This is a genomic window from Aestuariibaculum lutulentum, from assembly GCF_032926325.1.
Taxonomy (GTDB): Bacteria; Bacteroidota; Bacteroidia; order Flavobacteriales; family Flavobacteriaceae; genus Aestuariibaculum; species Aestuariibaculum lutulentum.
On the sequence record NZ_CP136709.1, the window covers coordinates 1,022,125 to 1,047,460 of the forward strand.

The following is a 25,336-nucleotide window of genomic DNA, read 5'->3' on the forward strand; positions in this document are numbered from 1 at the left end:
ATTTAATAACACTAAGATAACAAATAGATTACACAATCTTAAAATTTTCGACCAAAAGCGAGTTTCTTTAACGGTTTTTTGGCATCACTTTTGCAATAATTTCTTAAATTTACAATATCGAATAGCTCCTATGAAAAAAAACTACGTTTTAATTCTACTTCTTTCTTTAGCATTGTCTACCAGCCAATTAAACTGGGGACAAAATAGTGCTAATGGAAATCCTATTCAACAAACTATCGAAAATCTTTCTATTTATCCTAATCCGGTTAGTAGCGGCAGAACTTTCATTTACATTACCACAAAACAAAACTTAACAAAGAAAATTGAGTTTTTTGATGTTTTAGGAAAGCGCATATTTACTACAACACTTACCGGCAAAGAATTAAATATCTCAGAGTTTAGTAAAGGCGTTTACATCCTAAAAATTACAGAAAACGGCATAAGTGAAACCCGCAAATTAGTAATTAAGTAAACAAATTGTTATATCACCGTTAAAAATAAACTTTAACACTCTTACTTACAGGTTTTTACATAAATAATACGTATTTTTATTACATCTTAATGTATAATTAATCTTACGTAACATGAAAAAACTTTACTTTTTATTATTTACTTTTTTAATTACTTCCCTCTCCTTTGCGCAAAACGTGGTTATTAACGGTGATTTTGAAAGTTGGACCGGAGGTGCTTTAGACACTTGGACTTCAGAATCAGGCACCACCATTACTCAAGAAACAACAACAGTTTCAGAGGGGACCTATGCTGCCAATTTCGAATTAACAACTGCAACCCAAGGAGATACTGACTTTAGACAAACAATCACAGTTACAAATGGTAACACTTATGATGTTAGCGTAAAAGTTTATCACACAGATAATGAATCTCAAGTAAGAATTTATGCAGGTGATTACAGAGGATATTCTGATGAAACCTTAATTAATGAATGGCAAACAATAACCTACCAATATGTAGCTACAGCAGATGGTCCAATTGAATTTGGGCTTCGTTTTTATGATGTATCTGCAACTTTTGATGGCTCATCAACCATAATTATTGATGATTATCAAGTAATAGAATCTACTCCTCCAAGTTCATGTTTTAACCTAAGTACAGGATCTGAAAAATTCGAATCTGTACCAGTAACCGTTAATTCAGGTTCTTCAAGTGAATGGACCGAATCATCAGGCACATATAGTGTTAATGGATATTGTGGAAGTGGTTGTGTGGAAGAAGTTGAATCATGGTTAGTCTTTGGACCTTTAGACTTAACTTCAGTAACTGATTTAACTCTTTCTTTCAATGCTTCGGAAAGTTTTGGTACTACAGATTTAAATATAAACTACACAAATTCTTATTCTGGATGTCCAAGCGGAACATCTTGGACTACTGCCCAATCAATTACCGATGCAGGCTCAATAGTTGTTAATTTATCAACAGCAAGTGGAACAACAGTATTTATTGGCATACAATATTTAGATGATGGTGTTGATGGATATTCTAGTTGGGAATTATCTAATATAATTTTAGATGCTACCAATTGTCCTGTACTTGGCTCAAGACCAACTTCTGATTGTGGAACTTGTGACCTAGTATTTGGTACAGAAACTTACAATTGCCAATCTAATACAGCAGGGAATGATAATGACAGCGTAATTATTGAAATCCCTTATACAGGAATAGAATCAAACTCTAACTTAAGTACAACATCAGGAGGAACTATTGGAGGAGACTCTCCTTCAACTACTACCGACGGTACAATAACAATTTCTGGATTGTCAGAAGGTGACTCATGGGATCTATTGATTACAGGAGGAGATTGTGATGGCACGACAATATCAGGCACTATTCCATCAGCAATATGTGATCCTTTAGATGTAGATCTAATTATTAATGAAATACTAGCTGATCCAGATGCAGCTACGGGTGATGCTAATGGAGACGGAATCATAGATACATCTGACGATGAGTTTGTTGAAATATATAACAATGGAACTTCTAGCGTTGATTTATCGGATTACACATTAGAAGACGGAGTTGCCTTGAGACATACTTTTCCAGCCTCAACTATTCTTCCCGCAAACAGCTTTATAACAATTTTTGGTGGAGGTACACCTACTAATATCCCAGGGCTTTCGCAAGTAGCAAGTTCCGGAGCTCTTGGCTTAAACAATGGTGGAGATACCGTAACTTTAAAAAACCCAAGTGATGTAGTTGTAGTGACTTATACTTATGGCGGTGAAGGAGGAGATAACCAATCTATTTCTCGCGAACCTGATTTTACAGGAGATTTTGTACTTCATACTTTAATAGTCGCAAATTCTGTTCAATTTTCCCCTGGAGCAAAAAATGACGGAACAGCTCTTTCAAACAAAAATTTTGATATTGCTGGTTTCAAAATGTTCCCTAACCCAACCTCATTAGGTTTTGTAAATGTTACTGCTAAAAGTACTTCTTTAATGGATATCGCAGTTTTCGACTTATTAGGTAAACAAGTGATTAAGCAATCTGTTTCAAACAAACTTGATGTTTCAAATCTAAAATCTGGTGTTTATATCATGAAAATTACTCAGGATGATGCTGTTTCAACACGTAAATTGGTGATTAAATAATTTCGTCTTTTATAAATTTAAGAGCGCTGCCATTTGGTGGCGCTTTTTTATTTTATCTACTTTTGCTAAGGTAATTTAGATATGATAGATACAACAGCCATTTTCAAGATAAAAACCGATCAGGAATTTGAAAACTTAGCTTTAGAGGTTTTCAAATTTCAGTTTAATAACAATCGGGTATATCGATCGTTTTGCGACTTACTTTACATTCATCCCGGTGATGTAAATTCGATAAACGACATTCCCTTTCTACCGATTCAATTTTTTAAATCGCATGAGATTTTAAGTTCCGATGCCGACATTCAAACCACATTTACCAGTTCGGGCACTACCGGAAGTTTAACCAGTAAACATTTGGTTACAGATTTAAGCATTTATGAAGACAGCTTTTTTAAAGGTTTTGAATCGTTTTACGGCAAAGTTGAAGATTATGTAGTACTGGCTCTTTTGCCCTCTTATCTGGAACGTGAAGGCTCTTCATTAATTTACATGGTTGATGCCATGATTAAGGAATCTAAACACCCTGAAAGCGGCTTTTATTTAAACAACCTTTCGGAATTAAAAGACACCTTAATTAACTTAGATGCTTCCGGAAAAAAGATTTTACTTATCGGAGTTTCATTTGCTCTTCTCGATTTAATTGAAGCGCATCAGTTTCAATTAAAAAACACCATTGTTTTGGAAACCGGAGGTATGAAAGGACGCCGAAAAGAATTAATTCGTGCCGAACTTCATCATATTTTGAAACAAGGGTTTGGTATCGATGCTATCCACAGTGAATACGGTATGACCGAACTATTAAGTCAGGGATATTCTCAGGGACATGGCATTTTTAATTGTCCACCGTGGATGCGTATTCTAACGCGTGACACCGAAGATGCCTTAACCATTTTACCAAAAGGAAAAGCCGGTGGTATTAACGTCATTGACCTGGCAAATATTAATTCCTGTTCGTTTATCGCAACTCAGGATTTAGGTAAAGTTTACGAGGATAATTCTTTTGAAGTGATTGGGCGTTTTGACAATTCTGATATTCGAGGGTGCAATCTGATGGTTTTATAAAATAACTGTAAGTTTTAATTAAAATATACGACCAAAGTCTTGCTGAGAAAGCAAAACTAAAAGATTAATTATTTTTAGGTTGGTTAATTAAAAAGCCTGATGTTTACATCAGGCTTTTTTCCTTTATACGATACTTAATACAAAGTAATTCTTTTTACCACGTTGCAGCAGCACAAACTTATCATTTATTAAGTCATCTGCAGTAATACTGTAGTCTTCTTTCACCTTTTCTTTATTAACTGAAATAGAGTTTTCTTTTAAAGCACGTCTGGCTTCACTATTCGATTTTAAGAACCCTCCTTTTTCAGCTAAAGCTCCGATAATATCTAATCCGTTTTCAATTTCATCTCTTGAAATTTCTGTTAACGGTACACCTTCAAAAACTTCTAAAAAGGTTTTAGCACTTAAGCCTTTTAAATCATCTCCTGTTGATTGTCCGAAAAGAATTTCACTTGCTTTAATAGCATTATCTAATTCTTCTTTTGAATGCACCATTATGGTGATTTCCTCGGCTAAACGTCTTTGTAAAGCACGTAAATGCGGCGCTTGTTTGTGCTCTTCAATTAAACCTTCAATCTCTTCGCGAGATAAGAACGTAAAAATCTTAATGTATTTTTCAGCATCAACATCACTAGTGTTTAACCAGTACTGATAAAATTTGTACGGTGATGTTCTTTCGGCATCTAACCAAATGTTTCCGCCTTCAGTCTTACCAAACTTCGTTCCATCGGCTTTTGTAATTAACGGCCAGGTTAATGCATACCCTTTACCAGAATCTACACGACGAATTAATTCCGTTCCGGTAGTAATGTTACCCCACTGGTCACTTCCTCCCATTTGTAAGGTACAGTTCTTTTCACGGAATAAGTGTAAAAAGTCATACCCCTGAACTAACTGATACGTAAACTCTGTAAAACTCATCCCTACTGAAGACTCTGAAGACAAACGTTTTTTAACTGAATCTTTAGCCATCATATAGTTAACCGTAATATGCTTACCAACGTCGCGAATAAATTCTAAGAATGAGAACTCTTTCATCCAATCGTAGTTATTCACAATAACAGCAGCATTTTCGGCATCGCTATCAAAATCTAAAAAGCGAGACAATTGCTCCTTAATCGCATTTTGGTTGTGTCTTAAGGTTTCTTCATTTAATAAATTACGTTCTGCAGACTTACCAGATGGATCACCAATCATTCCTGTTGCTCCTCCTACAAGTGCTACGGGTTTATGTCCTGATAATTGAAAATGTTTAAGTCCCATAACACCTACCAAATGCCCAATATGAAGCGAATCGGCCGTTGGGTCGATACCAACATATGCCAAACGCATAGCTTCCATTAAGTGTTCTTCGGTACCTGGCATACTATCCTGGATCATTCCACGCCAAGTTAATTCTTCAACAAAATTCTTTATCATTACGTATTCATTTTTTATAAAAGTATGGCAAAGATAAAAATCAATGTAGAATTACTTTAGTATAATGAATAATTCTTTACATTAGTTGCATGATTTTAGTAACAGGAGGTACTGGTTTAGTTGGCTCACACTTACTTTATAAGCTTGTAAGTAACAACGAAAAAGTAAGAGCGATTTACAGAACTGAAGCTAAATTGGCTCAGGTAAAAGACGTGTTTTCTACTTACACCGAATCTTACGATAACCTGTTTAACTCCATAGATTGGGTTAAAGCCGACCTTTTAGACATTCCTGCCTTGGAAGACGCATTTATAAACATTGACTATGTTTACCATTGTGCTGCTTTTGTATCGTTCGAACCCGATAAATATCAGCTTCTCCGAAAAACCAATATTGAAGGCACAGCCAACCTTGTTAATATATGCCTGTCTAAAAACATAAAAAAGCTGTGTTATGTAAGCTCTATTGCTACCTTGGGCAAACCCATTAATAATGCTGTTATTGATGAAGAAACGGTTTGGAATCCTGAAGATGACAATAATGTTTACGCCATTACAAAATATGGAGCCGAAATGGAAGTCTGGCGTGGCACACAAGAAGGCTTAAATACTGTTATTGTTAATCCCGGAGTTATTCTGGGAGCTGGCATCTGGAAATACGGCACAGGAAATTTATTTAAAAGAGCACTAAACGGTATTAAATATTATACCTCCGGAACTATTGGATTAGTCGATGTAAAAGATGTTATTGAGATTATGACACAGCTTATGAAAAGTGACATCTCAAACGAACGTTTTGTTTTGGTTGCTGAAACCTGGAACTACAAAAACTTTTTACAAGCTTTAGCAACTTCGGTAGACGGCAAAATACCTGAAAAACTAGCCTCTAAAAGCCTGTTAAGCATGGCATGGCGATTAGACTGGTTAAAACATGTGTTGACAGGAAAACGCAGACAATTAACAAAGCATCTAACAACAACATTATCATCTAACAAGGAATACAGCAGTTCTAAAATAAAAACAGCTCTAAATTTTAAATTTAAAGCTGTTAATACTACAATTACTGAGGTAGGGTATCTTTTTCTAAAAGAGGTTTAGCTAAAACACCTTCAGCTTTTATCTCCTCTTTATCTATTTTCTTTTTTTCAGAATTAATTAAAGAGTCTTTTACTTTCTCTAATTTCCTAATAGAGTCCAACTCTTTACGTCTTCGTATTTTTTGTTCTTCGTCCTGTTTCTTTTCCAGAACTTCTTTTAAACGATCAAGACTATCAATGGCTTTATCGAAAATATCCTGATACTGTTTTATGTGATAAGTATAATAGTCGTTACTTTCGGCAAACTGCAAACTATCAATGCCATGCTTTTCAAAAACATAATTTTTCAGATCATATCCTCTATCTTCTAAAAACCGTTTATTAGTTCCATTTACAGAACCTACCAAACGAGCGTCAATTAGAATATTAATCATCTTATCCTTCGGAATTAAATTCTCAGGTTTTTTAGGTCCGCTTAAATTACCGCAAGAAGTCGCAATAAGAATGACACCCAAATATGTTATGAATTGCTTCAACATTATCTATTAAAAGTTAAACGCTTAGCCGCTTTTTCTTTACTGAATTTAGCATTTTGATACACTAAACTACCATTTACAAATGTATGCGTAATTCTGGACTTAAACGTTGTTCCTTCAAATGGAGACCATCCACATTTATATAAAATATTTTCTTTCTTAACCGTCCACGGATTATTCAAATCTACTAATACTAAATCGGCAAAATAACCTTCTTTAACGTAACCACGTTTTTCAATTTCAAATAAAATTGCCGGGTTGTGACACATTTTTTCAACCACTTTTTCTATTGAAATTTTACCACGGTGATACATTTCTAACATGGCCGGTAAAGCATGTTGCACTAATGGTCCACCTGAAGGCGCACTTGTATAAACGTTCTTTTTCTCTTCTATAGTATGTGGTGCATGGTCTGTTGCAATAACATCAATACGGTCATCTAATAAAGCTTCCCATAACTGTTCGCGATCTTCCTTAGTTTTCACCGCAGGATTCCACTTGATTAATGTTCCTTTTTTCTCGTAATCTTCATCAGAAAACCACAAGTGATGCACACAAACTTCTGCGGTTATATTTTTATCCTTTAAAGGAATCTTGTTACTGAATAGCTTAGTTTCTTTTCCTGTTGATAAATGAAACACATGTAAACGTGCTCCAGTTTTCTTTGCTAATTCTATCGCTTTCGATGAAGAAATATAACACGCATCTTCACTTCTAATGATTGGATGACAGCTTACAGGAATATCCTCTCCATATTTATCTAAATGCTCCTGGAAGTTTTTCTTAATCGTCGCTTCATCTTCACAATGCACAGAAATAACCATATTGGTGCTTTTGAAGATTTTCTCAAGTACTTCAGGGTTATCCACCAGCATATTTCCTGTTGAAGATCCTAAAAACAATTTTAATCCGGCAACACTTTTTGGATCTACCTTTAAAATTTCGTCTAAGTTATCGTTAGTACCACCAAACATGAATGAATAGTTGGCCGACGATGTTTCTGCTGCAATAGCAAATTTTTCTTCTAACTTTTCAACTGTTGTGGTTTGCGGATTGGTATTTGGCATTTCAACAAACGATGTGATACCTCCGGCAATGGCAGCTTTAGATTCGGTTTCAATATTTGCCTTATGCGTTAAACCAGGCTCTCTAAAATGCACCTGATCATCAATTGCACCAGGTAATAAGTATTTACCTTCGGCATCAATAACATGTACATCGGATGATTTTGCACTTATAGAGTCACTTATTTCCTTAATATATTCGCCCTCTATCAATATATCCCCATTAAAAATGGTTCCTTCGTTTACAATGTGAGCGTTTTTTATTAACGTTTGTTTCTTTTTCATTATTTATCTACTTCTTAAATAAGCTTTTCAATTTCATTGAGATGACTCCAAAGATAGCTTCAGAAATTATGCCAGAACTTAATTTCGACTCGCCTCGTGTTCTATCGGTAAAAATGACAGGCACTTCAGCTATTTTAAAATCCTTTAAATAGGCTTTAAACTTCATTTCTATTTGAAATGCATAGCCTATAAATTTAATATTATTTAAATCTATGCTTTCTAAAACCTTCCTTTTATAACACACAAAACCTGCCGTGGTGTCGTGAATTTTCATACCGGTTATAAAACGCACATATTTTGATGCAAAATACGACATCAATACACGACTCATTGGCCAGTTAACCACATTTACACCGGTAACATAACGTGAACCGATAGCCAAATCGGCACCTTCATCATGACAAGCCGCATACAATCTCACCAAATCATCAGGATTATGTGAAAAGTCGGCATCCATTTCAAAAATATACTCGTATGTTCTTTCTAAACACCATTTAAAACCATGAATATAAGCAGTACCCAGTCCGGATTTTTCCTTACGCTGCTCTAAAAACAAACGATTAGGAAATTCCGATTGCAGTGCTTTCACCTTTAAGGCGGTTAGGTCAGGGGAATTATCATCAACTATAAGAACATGAACACCATTAGATTGAGAAAACACCGCTTTAATAATGGCTTCGATATTTTCAATTTCGTTGTAAGTAGGAATGATTACAATAGCGTTTGTCATTCTTTGGTGTTAATGAGACTTTAAAATTAATTTCAGCAAATGTACACTATTACGCGTTTATTTATTTTAAATATTCCTTAATAATTACCTTTTCTTATGAAATTTTTATAATAATTTTACAACATGCTTAGGGAAACGCTATCAAACGATTTATTCACTATTTTTATTATTATTGGCCTAATTACTGTAGCCATCACAAAACTTATTGCCCCTAAACGTTTTAATGATTTCACCTACGTTATTGGAAATTCGAAATACCTGAAAATTTACGCTCGAGAGCAAAAATTTTTAGACAAGTTTGAGGCCTTATTGTTCTTCAATCTAATCCTTTCAGTTTCGGTTTTTGTTTACATCATTTACCTTAAAACGACACACATTACAACCATTTACCCTGATGCCATTATTAAACTAGCAACGGGAATTGCTGTATTCTTTTTAATAAAAGTGCTTATTGAACGTTTGGTTGCCAGTATTTTTGAAATTGAAAAATTAACCGACCTCTATCTGTTTCAAAAGATTACCTACAAAAACTATTTAGGCCTGTTATTATTACCCATAAATGCCATTTTACTTTATAGTTTTACACCAAGTTTAAATTTCATTTATTTTATAATTATCTTTTTATTAATTATCAATGTAGTGGGACTAATTACTTCGTTTAAAGCCCATCAAAGTTTAATAAAACCTAACTTGTTTTATTTTATTTTGTATCTTTGCGCACTTGAAATCGCACCTTATATTATATTGTTCAAGGTGTTTATTTTTAAATGACAATCTAACAACTTGCGCCCATGAAAGTGAAAACCATTTTAGTATCTCAACCAGAACCTAAAATAGAAAACTCGCCTTACTTCGATTTAATTGAGAAACAAAAAGTAAAAATAGACTTTCGCCCTTTTATACATGTTGAAGGAGTTCCTGCTAAGGAAGTTAGACAACAAAAAGTTGATTTAAGCAAATACACTGCTATTATTTTAACCAGTAGAAACGCTGTAGACCATTTCTTTAGAGTAGCTGATGAAATGCGTTTTAAAGTGCCAGATACTATGAAATATTTTTGTCAGTCTGAAGCTGTTGCTTTTTATCTTCAAAAATATGTTGTTTACAGAAAGCGTAAAATCTATGTAGGTAAACGTACTTTCTCAGAACTTTCTCCTTTAATTAAAAAATATAAAGACGAGAAATTTTTATTACCTAACACCGATAAGGTGAAAGATGAAGTGCCAGACACTTTAAATGCTTTAGGAGTAGATTGGAAACAAGCTATTTTCTACAAGACTGTAATTAGTGATCTTTCCGATTTATCTGATGTTTTTTATGATATTTTAGTATTCTTTAGTCCATCAGGAATTGAATCATTATTCCACAATTTCCCGGACTTCAAACAAAACGATACTAGAATTGCGGTCTTTGGAAACACGACCATTCAAGCTGTAGAAGAAAAAGGTTTACGTGTAGATATTGCGGCACCAACTCCTGAAACGCCTTCTATGACTATGGCTTTAGAAAAATACATTGAAAAAGTAAACAAAGGAAAATAATTCTTTTCATAAACAAATAAAAAAGGGCTGATTTAAAAATCAGCCCTTTTCTTTTGGTATTTAGTTTAGTTGATAAAGTTAAAACGCGTAGCGTTGTGGTCCTCCACGACGAATTTCTTCGCTGCAATGTGCTTCAAATTTTTTGAAGTTTTCACGGAAGGCATTACTTAGTTTAAATGCCGTTGTATAATATTTCTCATCATCATTCCAGGTAGCCCTCGGGCTTAACACCGATGTTGGCACTCCCGGACAAGATCTTGGTTGTGCCACACCAAACACTGAATGGATGTGGTAATCGTCGTAATTATATAAACCTAAATCACCATTTAATACGGCATTAATCATAGCACGTGTATACTTTAATTTCATGCGTGTACCCACACCATAAGGACCACCTGTCCAACCCGTATTTACTAACCATACGTTGACTCCGGATTCTGTCATTTTAGCACTTAACATCTCTGCATATTTTGCAGGATGTAAGGGCATAAATGGTGCACCAAAACAAGCTGAAAATGATGGCTGAGGCTCTACAACTCCAGCTTCTGTTCCAGCTACTTTTGCGGTGTAACCCGAAATAAAATGATAAGCGGCCTGAGCCGGTGTTAACTTAGAAATTGGAGGCAATACCCCAAAAGCATCAGCTGTTAAAAAGAATATATTTTTAGGGTTCTTCCCAATTGAAGGCTCCTGAATATTTTCAATATGGTTTAACGGGTAACTTACCCTTGTATTTTGAGTGATAGAGGTATCTTCAAAAATGACATTCTTATCAGCATCAAGAATCACGTTTTCAAGAATGGCTCCTTTTTTAATGGCATCGTAAATTTCAGGTTCGTTCTCTCTCGACAGGTTAATGACCTTAGCATAACAACCACCTTCAAAATTAAACACTGTATTTTCAGCGGTCCAACCGTGCTCATCATCTCCAATTAAACTGCGGTTAGGATCTGTAGACAATGTGGTTTTACCTGTACCCGATAATCCAAAGAAAATAGCTGTATCTCCATCTTTTCCAACATTGGCGCTACAGTGCATTGGCAACGTGTTTTTATAAACCGGAAGAATAAAATTCAGAGCTGAGAAAATTCCCTTTTTAATTTCTCCCGTATACCCCGTACCTCCAATTAATGCAATTTTTCTCGTGAAATTTAAAATGGCAAAATTGTGTTGTCTTGTACCATCTACTTCAGGATTTGCCATAAAACCTGGTGCATTAACAATCGTCCATTCCGGATCGAAACCAACTAATTCTTCCTCAGTAGGTCTTAAAAACATGTTATAAGCAAACTGATTACTCCATGAATACTCGTTAATAACACGAATATTTAATTTGTAATCTTCATCGGCACACGCATAGCTATCTCTAACAAACACCTCTTTGTTTGATAAATAATCTGTTACTTTATCATATAAAGCATCAAATTTATCTGCTTCAAATGGAATATTAATGTCTCCCCACCATACGCGATCGCGAGTCACATCATCTTTAACTATAAATCTGTCCTTAGGTGAGCGTCCTGTAAACTCTCCGGTATTAACAGCCAAAGCTCCTGAAGATGCTTCAACAGCCTGACCTTTCTCAATAGCTATTTCATGCAACTCATCTGGTGTTAATTGATACCTTACATCGGCATTTTTAATTCCATATTTCTCCAACGAAATCGTTTTCGTAATTTGACTATAGTTTTCCATAGTTTAGTTTAAAATTATTTACTTGACAAAACTAGTATAATAATTTTTAATTATTCTTGATTTTAACTTCTTTTAATAATTATTTTTTACGAAATTAATAATCAAAAACACCCAGGAGCTTATTAAGAAAAGTCCTCCTATTGGCGTTACAAATCCAATGGTTTTAAAGTCGAATGTGGTTAACGTATTTGTCGCTAAAGCATAAATAGAACCTGAAAATAAAATGACACCAATGAGCACTAAATAAAAGAGGATATTTTTGGCCTTTTCTTGCACTTTTGGGACAATACCTACAAATAGCAATAAAAATGCATGATACATCTGGTAACGTACACCTGTCTCAAAAGTATTTACGGCTTCAACAGAAACCAAAGATTTCAATCCATGAGCACCAAAAGCACCAAGAATAACACTCAACGCACCCAAAACCGCCCCAGCAATTAATATTCGTTTGTTCATATCAAAATTCTATTTTTTAAATAAATACGTTTTGTATTCACTAAATTAGTCCGTACAAAATTACTCAACTAAACTCATTATGCGAAACATATTAATCATTGGTTTAGGTAAATCTACCTCCTATCTACTTAAATATTTATTAGACAAATCGGAAGTTGAAAACATCCACATTACCATAGGCGATTTAAACACCGAACTTGCAAAAAACATAGTCGGTTCTCATAAAAATGTCGACATAATTGAGTTAGATATTTTCAATGAAGTAGCTCGCAAAGAAGCCATAGAAAATGCAGACATTGTTATTTCCATGCTTCCGGCACGTTTTCATATAGAGGTTGCCAAAGACTGCATTAAAATGAATAAAAATATGGTAACGGCTTCTTACATCAGCCCTGAAATGCAGGCTTTAGATAATGAAGTTAAGCAGAAAGGTCTGATTTTCATGAATGAAATTGGAGTAGATCCTGGTATTGACCATATGAGTGCCATGCAGGTCATTGATCGTATTCGTGCTAAAGGTGGAAAAATGATTTTATTTGAATCCTTCACCGGCGGCTTAGTCGCTCCGGAAAGCGACAATAATCTTTGGAACTATAAGTTTACCTGGAACCCCAGAAATGTGGTAACTGCCGGTCAAGGTGGTGCTGCAAAATTTCTTCAGGAAGGCACCTATAAATATATTCCTTATAATCGATTATTTAGACGTACCGAATTTATTGATATTGAAAATTACGGTCGATTTGAAGTTTACGCCAACCGCGATTCCTTAAAATATCAAAGTGTTTATGGTTTAAATGACATTAAAACCTTATACCGAGGCACCATTCGCCGGGTTGGTTTTAGTCGTGCCTGGAATATTTTTGTAGCCTTAGGAATGACCGATGACAGCTACACGATAGACGACAGTGAACATATGAGCTATCGTGATTTTATAAACGCCTTTTTACCTTACAGCCCAACCGATTCGGTAGAATTAAAACTTCGTCATCAATTAAAAATTGATCAGGATGATATTATGTGGGATAAACTTGTTGAATTAGACATTTTCAGTAACACTAAAAAAGTAGAACTGAAAAAAGCAACACCTGCCCAGATTCTCCAAAAAATATTAATGGACAGCTGGACCTTAGATCAAGACGACAAAGACATGATTGTGATGTACCACAAATTTGGCTATGAACTAGATGGTGAAAAACACCAGATAGATTCCAGCATGGTTGTTTTAGGTGAAAATCAAACCTATACGGCTATGGCTAAAACCGTTGGCTTACCAGTTGCCATTGCTACATTAGCTATATTGAATGGAAAAATTAAAACACCCGGAGTTCAAATACCTATTACTAAAGAAGTATACACTCCTATTTTAAAAGAACTGGAAGCCCATGGTATTCATTTTAATGAAGAAATCGTTCCTTATTTCGGCTATAACCCTTTAAACATATAAAACAGCTTTATTATTTCATTTTAAAACGAAATAATTACATTTATGTTCTAAACTGAAATGGATGAAAGCAAAAAACAGAACCATTACTATTGACGGTATCGATAAAAAAATTTTAAGAGCTTTAACTACCGATGCCCGAACACCTATTTTAGAAATTGCACGAAATGTAGGCATTTCTGGAGCCGCTATTCATCAACGGTTACGAAAGTTAGAAAAAGCAAAACTTATTTCAGGTTCAAAGTTTATCCTTAACTCAAAAGTTTTAGGCTATAATACCCTTGCTTTTGTGGGTATTTATTTAGACCATGCAACTAATAATGAGTTTATTGTAAAAGCCTTAAAACGCATTCCTGAAGTTTTGGAATGTCATTACACAACCGGAGGGTATAACATTTTTATAAAGCTACTATGCCTTGACAATGCACACCTGATGCATTTATTAAACAACAGCATACAAACCATCCCTGGAGTTTTAAGAACCGAATCCATGATTTCACTCGACCAACAAATAGACCGACAAATACAAATTTAATTTAGGCTTATACCTAACCAATCTTTAATTGTTTTATTAAAACGTTCTCTTTCCGATGCCGTAAAGTTTTTAATACGGGCATTTCCGTGGTGTTTCCCTTTTAAAACAAACCATTGTGAATCTACAGCATCACTTTTAGGCACAGCTGTTGCCGACCAGGTATCGTTTCCGCCGTAAATATAAATAAAATGATTCCCTTCGGTTTCTAACCATTCCCCAATATCGGTTAATAATTCACCACCTTTAAAATCGACTTTCATATGGTCTGGAGTAAAAGCCGCATGGGTATTTTTATCTTTTGGTAAGGCTTTCAGCATCCCTTTAAAATCTTCAATTTCGTACCCGTAATACCCAAATTCTTCAGCAGATTGATAATAATGTGACGCGTATTTTTTCATGATTTCATCTGAAAAGAACGTCACATCGGCCACTTTTATTAAATGTTTCACCTTGTCTTCAATGGACGCATTTTTCGAGGGAATATCGTCACAATCAGAGCCCCATTGCCAGAATGAAAACGGGTACTCTAAAACCGATAATTCAAAAGCCTGCTCATCGTTAACGTAAGTATAATGTGCATTTTGCCCTAAACTATAAAATTCAAGTAAAGGCAAAACTTCTTTGCGATGTTTTAAAATATCTTTTTGAAAGTTTTCAATTTTATTTCGGCATTTGGCTGTACCTATGGTATCGAAAAATTTATAAATACGCTCATCTTCAAAACTGTTATTAATTGGCGCCACATAAGGCACGCTAACAGTAACATCGTTTGGATAAAAATAACGATAAAAAATAGTTGTCGCTCCACCTTTACTCACGCCTGTACTTACCCATTTTCCTTTATAAATTTCTCCTAAAAGTTCTCTAATATGGTGTAAATCGGCCGTGGCTTGTTTTAAATTCAAATAGTCGTAATCTATATTTTCAGGTGAACTATCGCCGAAATAACGATGCTCGACATCAATTTGGTTGGCTTTTAAAATATCAGATAATTCGAAAATACTATTCTTGGCTTTGGTATATCCTTGAGTAATAATAACCGATGGCGCATCAAAACTTAAATGCGATAAATATACTTTTTGCTGAAAATACCCTTTTGATGCATCGGAGTGATCGATGGGCTGCTTCACTTTTAAAACATAAGCCGATTGGTAACCTTCCGGCGTATCAATTTTCTCAAAACTCACATCTGGAAGGTCGAAAAGTTGGGTTTCTAAATCGGAATGTTGTGCCACGACCTGATTAAAAAAGGCTAAACAAAAGGCAAAAACTAAATTGTATATTTTCATTATATAAATTGTTTTGATTGAAATGATTGCTAAAAATAACTAAAACTCTTGGGCTATCGGCTTACAAATTCATCTAATATGGGGTACAAAAAAAGCCTGAGTAATCACTCAGGCTTTTTGTTTTATAAATTCTGAAGTATTTTCAGATTATTTCATTTTTAATAACCAATTTCGAACATCAACTTCTTTCTTAATGATGTCGCGTAAATCTTCAATTTTAACACGCTCCTGCTCCATAGAATCTCTATGACGAATAGTAACGGTGTTATCTTCTAAAGTATCGTGATCTACAGTGATACAAAACGGCGTTCCGTTAGCATCTTGTCTACGGTAACGACGACCAACAGCATCTTTCTCATCGTAATCCACGTTGAAATCCCACTTTAAGTCATCTACAATTTTACGAGCTACTTCTGGTAAACCATCTTTCTTTACCAATGGTAAAATCGCTGCTTTTACAGGCGCTAATACACTTGGTAATTTAAGTACGGTTCTGGTTGTTCCGTTTTCTAATTCTTCTTCTTGTAATGAATTAGAGAAAACAGCTAAGAACATACGATCTAAACCAATTGAGGTTTCTAACACGTAAGGCACATAGCTTTTATTTTCTTCCGGGTCGAAATACTGTAATTTTTTACCAGAGAATTTTTCATGCTGAGATAAATCGAAATCAGTTCTTGAATGAATTCCCTCTAATTCTTTAAATCCGAATGGGAATTTAAACTCGATATCGGCAGCAGCATCAGCATAATGCGCTAATTTCTCATGGTCATGGAAACGGTAGTTATCCTCGCCCATTCCTAAACTTAAGTGCCACTTAAGTCTGGTATCTTTCCAATGCTCGTACCACTCCTGTTGTGTTCCTGGTTTAATGAAAAATTGCATTTCCATTTGCTCGAACTCACGCATTCTAAAAATGAATTGTCTTGCAACAATCTCGTTTCTGAATGCTTTACCAGTTTGAGCAATACCAAACGGTATTTTCATACGTCCGGTTTTTTGAACGTTTAAAAAGTTTACGAATATACCCTGAGCTGTTTCTGGACGTAAATATAAGTCCATTGCGTTCTCTGCTGAAGCGCCTAACTTGGTTCCGAACATTAAGTTGAATTGCTTTACGTCTGTCCAGTTTTTACTTCCTGTTAACGGATCGGCAATTTCTAACTCTTCTATTAACGCTTTCACATCGGCCAAATCTTCATTTTCTAAAGATTTTGCCATACGAGAAAGAATAGTAGTTATTTGCTCCTGGTATCCTAAAACACGAGGGTTTGTAGAAACAAATTCTTCTTTACTGAAGGCATCGCCAAAACGTTTTGCCGCTTTAGCAACTTCTTTATCTATTTTAGTTTCAATTTTAGCACAGTAGTCTTCAATTAAAACATCGGCGCGGTAACGCTTTTTAGAATCTTTATTATCAATTAACGGATCGTTAAAGGCATCAACGTGACCTGAAGCTTTCCATGTGGTTGGATGCATAAAAATAGCAGCATCAATACCTACTATATTTTCATTCATCTGCACCATGGCTTTCCACCAATAATCGCGAATGTTTTTCTTTAATTCTGCACCATTTTGTGCGTAGTCGTAAACTGCACTTAATCCGTCGTAGATTTCACTACTCTGAAACACGTAACCATACTCCTTAGCGTGAGAGATTACTTTTTTAAATTGATCATCTTGATTTGCCATGCTGCAAAAATAAAAAACCGCTGCTAACTAAGAGAATTCTTCATTAAAAATTAAGCGTGCAATACATTAATTTTTTGTTTAAGTTTATAGAACCCATTTTTTCGCAATCAATGTTTCAATCTGTTATCAATTTATTATTCCCGAAAGTGTGCTATGCATGCCTGAACACTTTGAATGATAACGAGGAAACCATTTGCATAACCTGCAGACACGATTTACCTGTCACTAATTTCCATTTTGATAATGCCAATACGGTTAAAAAAGTACTTTATGGAAGGGCAAATATTGAACACGCTACGGCCCTTTTCAGATTTGAAAAGAAAGGTCCTGTTCAGCATCTCATTCACGGGTTAAAATACAAAGGTTACGAAACTATTGGAATTACTTTAGGTGATTGGTTGGGCGGAGAACTTAAAACACTAAAGCAATATGAAAATATTGATGTGGTTATTCCAGTACCATTACACAAAAAGAAATTAAAAAAGCGCGGTTACAATCAGGTTGCAAAATTCGGACAACATATTGCTGAAGCGTTGCATTGCGATTATCATGATGATGTTTTAGTAAAAGTCACCAATACCTCATCTCAAGTCAATAAAATACGGTTTGCCCGATGGAATAACAATAATGAACTTTTTAAACTGAACGATCCCAAACGCATAGAAAACAAACATATTTTACTGGTGGACGACTTGATTACTACCGGTGCAACGTTAGAAGCCTGTATTAGCGTCTTGAATCAGGCTAAGAATATAAAAATAAGCATTGCCACCATGGCAATAGCCTAAACAGTTAGTCGTTATATCTTTAAAATTATGTAGGTTTGCTAAAAATTTAAGACAGGTAATGAACAAAACGTTTTCAAATGTTATTTTAATGGCCTTAATAGGCTTGGTGTTGGCTAACTGTGCGAATCGTGGAACTCCTGATGGTGGCCCAAAAGACGAAACACCACCACAAATTATAAAATCTTCACCTGAAAACTATACTACCAATTTTAAAAGCAACGAAATCAAAATTTATTTTGACGAATACATCAAAATAAAAGATTTACAGAAACAGCTTATTATTTCGCCTCCTATGGAATATCAACCAGAGGTAACCCCACAAGGTGGTGCAAGTAAATTCATTACCATAAAAATTAAAGACACCTTAAAAGCCAATACAACCTACGCCTTTAATTTCGGAAATAGTATTACCGATAATAATGAAGGTAACCCATACCCATACTATCGTTATGTGTTTTCAACCGGGAGTTATATCGATTCGCTTTCTGTAAAAGGAAACATTATTGATGCTTTAAAAAGTAAACCTGAAACTTTTATTAATGTCGGACTTTATGAAGTAGACTCGACGTATAACGATTCCATAGTTTATAACAAAGTTCCAACATATATCACCAACACTTTAGATAGCGTAACGACTTTCAACATTGAAAATATAAAAGCAGGGAAATATCTTTTAATGGCGCTTAAAGACAATAATGGGGATAATAAATTTCAGCAAAAAACAGATCAAATCGGGTTTTACGACCATATTATAACCGTACCTTCAGATTCAAGTTATACCCTAAAACTATTTAAAGAAACTCTTGATTTTAAAGCGACACGACCATTTATTGCTGCACAGCAAAAAATTGCTTTTGGTTATGAAGGTAAAGTTGAAGGAATGAAAATAAATGTTGCTTCTGAAGTTCCTTCGTACTTTGAACACCGCATTACCAAAGAAGAAAAGACAGACACACTTAACTATTGGTACAGACCTAAGGTTGAAGTTGATTCTATTATTTTTAAAGTGTCGAATACCGATTATTCAAAAGACTATACAGTTAAAATTCGTCCACAGGATAAAGATTCTTTAATTATAAAAAGTATTCCGGCTAATAGCATTTCAGAGATCTTTAAAATTAAAGGAAACATTCCTTTTGTAAATTTTGACACCTCAAAAGTAAACTTGATTGATAAGGATTCTGCTAAAGTAGAGTTCTCTACAAAATTAGATAGCCTAAACAACACCTATGCTATCGATTTTAAGAAAACTGAAGATAACAACTATAAAATTCAGATTCTCCCTGAAGCTTTAACCGACTTTTTCGAGAATAAAAATGCTGATACGCTTAACTACACGGTTAGAACTAAAAAATCATCAGAATTTGGATACGTGCGTTTTAATCTTGTTAACGCCAAATTACCGGTTATTATTCAGTTAACCACCGAAAAAGGGGAAGTTAAATACGAACAGGCTGTTGCTAAAGCTGGCGCTGTTGATTTTGAAAATTTACCAGCAGGCATCTTTTATATCAGAGTTATACACGATAGTAATGGCAACGGAATTTTCGATACCGGAAACTATTTAAAGAAATTACAACCTGAAGAAGTAAGCTTCTTTAAAGAAATAGAAATTAGAGCCGATTGGGGATTAGAAGAAACGTTAAATTTTACTGGAGAGTAAACACGTCTTTATCTTCTAAAAACTTAAGCTTATTACGGTAGAAATTAATGTGGTTTCGCTCCAGTGTTACCACATCTACCATATCTCTGTTTGGTTTTAATTTAGATATGGCATTCCCCAACACGTCGTACACTTCGGAGTTTCCGCAATACTCATTTTGTGCATCATCCAGCCCTACCCGATTTACCCCAACGCAGTAACACATGTTCTCTATAGCTCGCGCTTTTAGCAAGGTATCCCAGGCAAAAATTCTCGGTTTTGGCCAGTTGGCAACATAAATTAACACATCGTAATCTTCTACATTTCTTACCCAAACAGGAAAACGCAGATCGTAACACACTTGCGGACAAATTTTCCAGCCTTTATACTCTATAATAACTTTTTTATCTCCTTTAGAAAACACCTTATCTTCTCCTGCTAACGTAAACGTATGGCGTTTATCATATGACACTACATCTCCTGAAGGTTCAACAAACAACAACCTATTATAGTAGGATTTATTATCTTCTATAATAATACTCCCCATCACCGCCGCATTGGTTTCCTGAGCCACTTTTTGCATCCAGGACACCGTTTTGCCATCCATAGTTTCGGCAACAGCATCAGCATTCATGGTAAAAGCTGTGGTAAACATTTCGGGAAGCACAATAAGATCAACCTCTCCTTTAATCGTTTCAATTTTTTCTTTGAATTGCTTGCGGTTCGCTTTCGGATCTTCCCAAACCAAATCGGATTGAATAAGGGCTAGTTTCATTTGATCTTGCATAATATAAGTGGTTGTTAGTTAAACTAAAGATAGTAACTTATCGTTTTACGCCATAGAGATACCGATTATATTTTCTAAACAATTTCCATTTTTTTCAATAAAAAAGAGGCGTTCATATTCTGGCAAACACCGCTTTTTAATTTATAGTCGAAATACAGTTCGTCGTTTATAATTTCTGCATCAAAGTAATAGTTCTTTACTGCTTCCAATTCCTGTTCTATATCACACAAACTTAAATCATGCGTTGCTATAATTCCGGTAGCATTGGAAGCCACCAGTTTTTCAACAAATTTTTTAGAACCAATCGCTTTATCGGTACTGTTGGTTCCTTTTAAAATTTCATCTAAAACAATAAAATAGCGTTCAGTCTTTATAGTATCGACTATATATTTTAAACGGGTTAATTCTGAAAAGAAATACGAACTGTCATCTGTTAACGAATCGGTGGTTCGCATACTGGTAATTAATTTTATTGGCGAATAGGCACTCGATTTTGCACACACGGGCAAACCGACATTTGCCATAACAATATGCAATGAAATGGTTCGTAAAAAGGTACTCTTTCCTGCCATATTAGCTCCGGTAACGATAAAAAACTGCTCTTTATTAATGGTTACATCGCTATCAACGCGTTTTTCTTTATTCAATAACGGATGCCCTAACTGTTCTGCCAAAATTGTTGGTCCATTTTCATGAATCTTCGGAAATACAAATTCAGGATGATTAAAAGCAAAATTTCCTAAGGAATTGTAAGCATCAAAAAATGCCACGACCTCAAACCAATCGGTTACTTTATGACCATACTTTTCAATCCATTTTTCAATGCGGTAACTATTTTTTAAATCAGTCAAGAAATAGCCATTTCCGAAAATAGCACCAATTAAATTATTTCGATTATCTAATGCATCTAAAGATCTTGAAAATGCTTTAAAAATAGCTGACGCTTTTTCTTCGCCTAACTGAATTTGCTGCTGTTTTTCTTTTAATAATTCTGAAGTAAATGTTTCCTTTTCTACTAAATCCAATAATAAAGCATATTGACGAAACGTATCTTTTACCTTATCGGTGTTGGACGACAGCACATTAATTTTCTTTAAATAGCCACCACTTACACCTAATCCAACCAAAAGCCAGTATCCCAAATATGCCGCAAATGAAAATTCAAAAAAAGCACCTATACCCAAGCCCAAAGTTACAATTGTGAATACCAACGGTAACCATTTTATAAATTTTGGCAAAAACGATTCATAGCCTTTAAGCCACGATATAATTTGCTCTGTCGGGGTTTCAACATGTACTAAACTTGAGGTTGCCGAATAATATTGACGCCATTGTGGTTTTTCGTTAAGTTCCTTTATGGCCTTCTGACGCACTTCAATATTTTCAATATTATTAGCCTTTAACAAATTCGCTAAGGTTTGAGTACCTTCATTATTTGTTGTTCTATTCATAAACTGAAAGAATGAACCCCGACCAAATAAATCGATATCTAAACTGTAAAAATGCTTCGGATCTTGAAATTCTAAACCTTGATTGCGATGGTGGAAATCTCCTGATAAAATTTTAAGTTCTTCTTCATTGAGTTCTGCTAAAGCCTTATTAAAATTTCGTTTGGCTTTAACATCGTTATATTTTGTCAACAAAACAATAAATACAATAATTCCCAACAAACCAATTGCAAGTGCCAGCTGCCATTGCGCGAAGAATGTATAAATTCCGCCAGCACTCAACAGAAAAACCAGTAAGCGCAAACTGCTTAACCCTGTCATTTTTCGGTAATGCTTCTGAGTTTCAGAAGTATAAACATCTAGGTGTTTTTTATAGTAAGATTCTGGTGATTCCATGGTAATTATTGAAAGATATTTGATTTCAAAGTAAAGAAACAAAAAAGCCCCGAATGACTTCAGGGCTTTATTATTATTTTATGTTTTTATTAATCTCTAGACATAAAAATGCGCAGTATGTACCAAAACAATAGCATTAACGCAGCAAATAAACCTAAGGCTGCAGGTATGTATTGATCGTCTGAGTATTTATTAACAAGATTTGATGTTTGATATAAAATAGAACCTGCTGCCAATACACACATAGCTACCGAAAACCAAAGTCCTAAATTGAAACCAAAAAGACTTCCTGCAATAACTAAACCTATTGCAATAAAAAATCCGACCGTTAATCCGGCCTTTAAAAACGAGAAATCTTTTTTAGTTACGAATACAATAGCCGACAACCCTGTAAACAGACACAATGTAACTATGGCCGCCTGATTTAATATTTCAGGACCAGACTCCATATAAAACGCAGCAATGTAAATAATAGGAACAAAAATCAAGGCTTCAGCTAATATATAAACCCCATAGGCTAAATACTGCATATTTTTATCGGCTGTTCTTAAAGTCATACTTTCAGCATAATTGGTTACTAACATAAATCCGCCAAGCATAATTAACCAGCGCCAACCTTCTGTCATAGACAACATAAATTCTATTACAGTATCACTTTGAAGCAATAAATATTCAAATAAAACAAAAGCCAACACGCCTCCTGCTACATGAGAATACGTCTTTTTGTAAAATGCGACCTTATCTGCTTCAGATAAATCGGCGACCATTAATTTGTTTTGAATCATGTCTTCCATAAACTATTTTTTATTTAATGTTAGATGATAAATGTAATAAAAAAAGAAACCGAATTCTTACGTAATCGTAAAAATTCGGTTTCAGTACATTTTTCTGTATCAACTAATCTCTTGAGCCTCCTAATACGCGTAAGCCCCAATATAATAAGTTTGCTAACGCTCCAATTGCTGCTACAAGATAGGTTCTTGCCGCCCATTTAAGTGCATCTTCAGAACCTGCATACTCTTCCTGAGATACCATATTTTTATTTTTCAACCATGCTAAAGCGCGATTACTTGCATCGTATTCCACAGGCAGTGTAATAAAGCTAAATAAAGTTGCCGCTGCCATAAAAACCAAACCAAGAATAGCTACATAAAAGCCCATGCCTGCACTTTCAGCTGCACCAAGAACCAGACCTCCAATAACCAACCATTGCGACATTCCTGAAGTTACACTAACTATTGGCACTAAAGCCGAACGCATTTGCAACCACTCATAAGCCTGAGCATGTTGCACAGCATGACCACATTCGTGAGCCGCTACGGCTGCCGCTGCGGCATTACGCTGATGGTATACAGCTTCACTTAAATTCACGGTTTTATTTTTGGGGTTATAATGATCGGTTAAACGACCTGGTGTAGAAATAACCTCAACATCGGTAATACCATGATCGGCCAACATTTTCTCAGCTATCTGAGCACCTGTCATCCCATTTCTTAACTGAACCTTTGAGTATTGTTCAAATTTTCGTTTTAACTGATTACTCACTAACCAGCTTACCAGAGCAATACCACCTATTAATATATAATATCCTATCATTGTTTTCAATTTAAATTCACAATTAAATATAACAAAAATAGCGCCATTTTTAACGGCATGATATTCTGTCAGCACCCAAAATATTGTTAAAATAAGGACATAAAAAAACGGGATATCTATTTCTAAATATCCCGTTTTAAGCTTTATTAAAATAATTTATTAAGACGCTACAAACTCTAAATCGAAAGCTTCAGCGATTTCTTTATAAACGATATCTCCTTTAACAACATTTAATCCTTTTGCTAAAGACGCGTTGTTAGCACAAGCTTGCTCCCATCCTTCGTTAGCTAATCTAATTACGTAAGGTAAAGTTACGTTAGTTAAAGCTACAGTAGAAGTGTAAGGTACAGCACCTGGCATGTTAGCCACACAGTAGTGTACTACATCATCAATGATGTAAGTAGGATCTTGGTGTGTAGTTGCGTGAGTTGTTTCAAAACATCCACCTTGGTCTACAGCAACGTCAACGATTACTGTTCCAGGACGCATATCTTTAAGCATATCTTTAGTGATTAATTTAGGCGCTTTTGCTCCTTTAATTAATACACCACCGATAACTAAATCTGTTTCTGGTAAGTGTTTTCTAATGTTGTACTCACTAGAGAACTCAGTATTTACGTTAGCTGGCATGATATCAGAGATGTAACGTAATTGCTTCATGTTAATATCCATGATAGTTACGTTAGCTCCTAAACCTGCTGCCATTTTAGCTGCCTGGATACCTACGATACCACCACCTAAAACTAATACATTTGCAGGAGGAACACCCGGAACACCACCTAGTAAAATTCCACGTCCTTTAATTGGTTTCTCTAAATATTTAGCACCTTGTTGGATAGACATTCTACCAGCAACCTCAGACATTGGAACTAATAATGGTAAAGACCCGTCAGCATCTTCTACAGTTTCGTAAGCGATACAAACCGCTTTACTTTCGATCATTGCTTTAGTAAGGGTTTCACTTGATGCAAAATGAAAATAAGTAAATACAACCTGATCTTTCTTAATTAAGCTGTACTCCTTCTCGATAGGTTCTTTCACCTTAACAATCATATCCGCTATCTCATAAACCTCTTCAATGGTTTCAAGAATAGTTGCTCCAGCTTTAATATAATCTTGGTCAAGAAATCCACTACCAAAACCTGCATCTTTTTGCACGAATACTTCGTGGTTTCTTTTAGTAAGCTCGAATACACCTGAAGGTGTCATACCTACTCTGTTCTCATTGTTTTTAATTTCTATAGGAACACCAATTTTCATTTTGAATTTATTTAAAATGTTAGTTA

General features: G+C 35.0%; 23 protein-coding genes. 10 read left to right on the forward strand and 13 right to left on the reverse strand.

The window, feature by feature from the left end:
* Positions 1-130 precede the first annotated feature (130 nt).
* The 3 genes from R1X58_RS04305 to R1X58_RS04315 all read left to right on the forward strand — a co-directional run bounded on the left by R1X58_RS04305 (position 131) and on the right by R1X58_RS04315 (position 3,671).
* Positions 131-472, forward strand: a complete 342-nt coding sequence (locus tag R1X58_RS04305) for a T9SS type A sorting domain-containing protein (protein ID WP_240572123.1) — start codon at positions 131-133, stop codon at positions 470-472.
* Between the two features lie 112 nt (positions 473-584).
* The gene (locus R1X58_RS04310) at positions 585-2,609 is read left to right on the forward strand and encodes a lamin tail domain-containing protein (protein WP_240572124.1); all 2,025 of its coding nucleotides are present in this window, start codon (positions 585-587) and stop codon (positions 2,607-2,609) included.
* 81 nt (positions 2,610-2,690) lie between these two features.
* A complete protein-coding gene (locus R1X58_RS04315; RefSeq protein WP_240572125.1) occupies positions 2,691-3,671 on the forward strand; it encodes a LuxE/PaaK family acyltransferase in 981 nt (326 codons plus the stop codon).
* Positions 3,672-3,794: 123 nt separating this feature from the next.
* Here R1X58_RS04315 and tyrS read toward each other — a convergent pair whose 3' ends face one another.
* Positions 3,795-5,090: a tyrosine--tRNA ligase gene (tyrS, locus tag R1X58_RS04320; protein ID WP_240572126.1), complete on the reverse strand. Its 1,296-nt coding sequence runs from the start codon at positions 5,088-5,090 to the stop codon at positions 3,795-3,797.
* Between the two features lie 89 nt (positions 5,091-5,179).
* Here tyrS and R1X58_RS04325 point away from each other — a divergent pair, with 89 nt between their 5' ends.
* A complete protein-coding gene (locus tag R1X58_RS04325; RefSeq protein ID WP_240572127.1) occupies positions 5,180-6,187 on the forward strand; it encodes an NAD-dependent epimerase/dehydratase family protein in 1,008 nt (335 codons plus the stop codon).
* On the opposite strand, the gene R1X58_RS04330 is transcribed toward R1X58_RS04325, so the two are convergent.
* Genes R1X58_RS04330 through R1X58_RS04340 form a run of 3 tightly spaced genes read right to left on the reverse strand, consistent with a single transcriptional unit; the run spans position 6,150 to position 8,741 of the window.
* Entirely contained in the window at positions 6,150-6,665 is a 516-nt protein-coding gene (locus R1X58_RS04330; RefSeq protein ID WP_240572128.1) for a DUF4296 domain-containing protein, read from the reverse strand. The two genes, R1X58_RS04325 and R1X58_RS04330, sit on opposite strands and share 38 nt — an antisense overlap.
* Positions 6,665-8,011 (reverse strand): dihydroorotase, encoded by a 1,347-nt coding sequence (locus R1X58_RS04335; protein WP_240572129.1) that lies wholly within the window; start codon positions 8,009-8,011, stop codon positions 6,665-6,667. The genes R1X58_RS04330 and R1X58_RS04335 overlap by 1 nt, the downstream gene beginning before the upstream one ends.
* A gap of 7 nt (positions 8,012-8,018) precedes the next feature.
* A complete protein-coding gene (locus R1X58_RS04340; protein ID WP_240572130.1) occupies positions 8,019-8,741 on the reverse strand; it encodes a polyprenol monophosphomannose synthase in 723 nt (240 codons plus the stop codon).
* Between the two features lie 123 nt (positions 8,742-8,864).
* On the opposite strand from R1X58_RS04340, the gene R1X58_RS04345 reads away from it, so the two are divergent.
* Together R1X58_RS04345 and R1X58_RS04350 are read left to right on the forward strand one after the other, a co-directional pair.
* Entirely contained in the window at positions 8,865-9,512 is a 648-nt protein-coding gene (locus tag R1X58_RS04345; protein WP_240572131.1) for a DUF4271 domain-containing protein, read from the forward strand.
* Between the two features lie 20 nt (positions 9,513-9,532).
* Entirely contained in the window at positions 9,533-10,282 is a 750-nt protein-coding gene (locus tag R1X58_RS04350) for a uroporphyrinogen-III synthase (protein WP_240572132.1), read from the forward strand.
* 78 nt (positions 10,283-10,360) lie between these two features.
* On the opposite strand, the gene pckA is transcribed toward R1X58_RS04350, so the two are convergent.
* Complete coding sequence (gene pckA / locus R1X58_RS04355; protein ID WP_240572133.1) at positions 10,361-11,977, reverse strand: phosphoenolpyruvate carboxykinase (ATP); 1,617 nt, start codon at positions 11,975-11,977, stop codon at positions 10,361-10,363.
* 72 nt (positions 11,978-12,049) lie between these two features.
* Positions 12,050-12,436 carry a DUF423 domain-containing protein gene (locus tag R1X58_RS04360; RefSeq protein ID WP_240572134.1) on the reverse strand — a complete coding sequence of 129 codons (387 nt, stop codon included), beginning with the start codon at positions 12,434-12,436 and terminating at the stop codon, positions 12,050-12,052.
* Positions 12,437-12,515: 79 nt separating this feature from the next.
* On the opposite strand from R1X58_RS04360, the gene R1X58_RS04365 reads away from it, so the two are divergent.
* Together R1X58_RS04365 and R1X58_RS04370 are read left to right on the forward strand one after the other, a co-directional pair.
* Entirely contained in the window at positions 12,516-13,880 is a 1,365-nt protein-coding gene (locus tag R1X58_RS04365; RefSeq protein WP_240572135.1) for a saccharopine dehydrogenase family protein, read from the forward strand.
* A 61-nt stretch (positions 13,881-13,941) separates the two neighbouring features.
* Entirely contained in the window at positions 13,942-14,412 is a 471-nt protein-coding gene (locus R1X58_RS04370; protein ID WP_240572136.1) for an Lrp/AsnC family transcriptional regulator, read from the forward strand.
* Here the strand turns inward: R1X58_RS04370 and R1X58_RS04375 are convergent.
* Together R1X58_RS04375 and R1X58_RS04380 are read right to left on the reverse strand one after the other, a co-directional pair.
* Complete coding sequence (locus tag R1X58_RS04375; protein ID WP_240572137.1) at positions 14,409-15,701, reverse strand: S28 family serine protease; 1,293 nt, start codon at positions 15,699-15,701, stop codon at positions 14,409-14,411. The genes R1X58_RS04370 and R1X58_RS04375 overlap by 4 nt on opposite strands.
* Before the next feature lie 147 nt (positions 15,702-15,848).
* Positions 15,849-17,393, reverse strand: a complete 1,545-nt coding sequence (locus R1X58_RS04380; RefSeq protein WP_240572138.1) for a glycine--tRNA ligase — start codon at positions 17,391-17,393, stop codon at positions 15,849-15,851.
* Between the two features lie 110 nt (positions 17,394-17,503).
* Between R1X58_RS04380 and R1X58_RS04385 the strand changes: the two genes are divergently transcribed.
* Entirely contained in the window at positions 17,504-18,181 is a 678-nt protein-coding gene (locus R1X58_RS04385; protein WP_240572675.1) for a ComF family protein, read from the forward strand.
* Between the two features lie 58 nt (positions 18,182-18,239).
* Positions 18,240-19,844, forward strand: a complete 1,605-nt coding sequence (locus tag R1X58_RS04390; protein WP_240572139.1) for an Ig-like domain-containing protein — start codon at positions 18,240-18,242, stop codon at positions 19,842-19,844.
* Here the strand turns inward: R1X58_RS04390 and R1X58_RS04395 are convergent.
* The 5 genes from R1X58_RS04395 to ald all read right to left on the reverse strand — a co-directional run bounded on the left by R1X58_RS04395 (position 19,831) and on the right by ald (position 25,310).
* Positions 19,831-20,610, reverse strand: coding sequence for an amidohydrolase (locus tag R1X58_RS04395; RefSeq protein ID WP_240572140.1), 780 nt, complete (start codon positions 20,608-20,610; stop codon positions 19,831-19,833). The genes R1X58_RS04390 and R1X58_RS04395 overlap by 14 nt on opposite strands.
* A gap of 74 nt (positions 20,611-20,684) precedes the next feature.
* A complete protein-coding gene (locus R1X58_RS04400; RefSeq protein WP_240572141.1) occupies positions 20,685-22,454 on the reverse strand; it encodes a MutS-related protein in 1,770 nt (589 codons plus the stop codon).
* Between the two features lie 89 nt (positions 22,455-22,543).
* The gene (locus R1X58_RS04405) at positions 22,544-23,248 is read right to left on the reverse strand and encodes a Bax inhibitor-1/YccA family protein (RefSeq protein WP_240572142.1); all 705 of its coding nucleotides are present in this window, start codon (positions 23,246-23,248) and stop codon (positions 22,544-22,546) included.
* A 103-nt stretch (positions 23,249-23,351) separates the two neighbouring features.
* Positions 23,352-24,050 carry a zinc metallopeptidase gene (locus tag R1X58_RS04410; protein WP_240572143.1) on the reverse strand — a complete coding sequence of 233 codons (699 nt, stop codon included), beginning with the start codon at positions 24,048-24,050 and terminating at the stop codon, positions 23,352-23,354.
* A gap of 159 nt (positions 24,051-24,209) precedes the next feature.
* Entirely contained in the window at positions 24,210-25,310 is a 1,101-nt protein-coding gene (gene ald / locus R1X58_RS04415) for an alanine dehydrogenase (protein ID WP_240572144.1), read from the reverse strand.
* Positions 25,311-25,336: the final 26 nt, after the last annotated feature.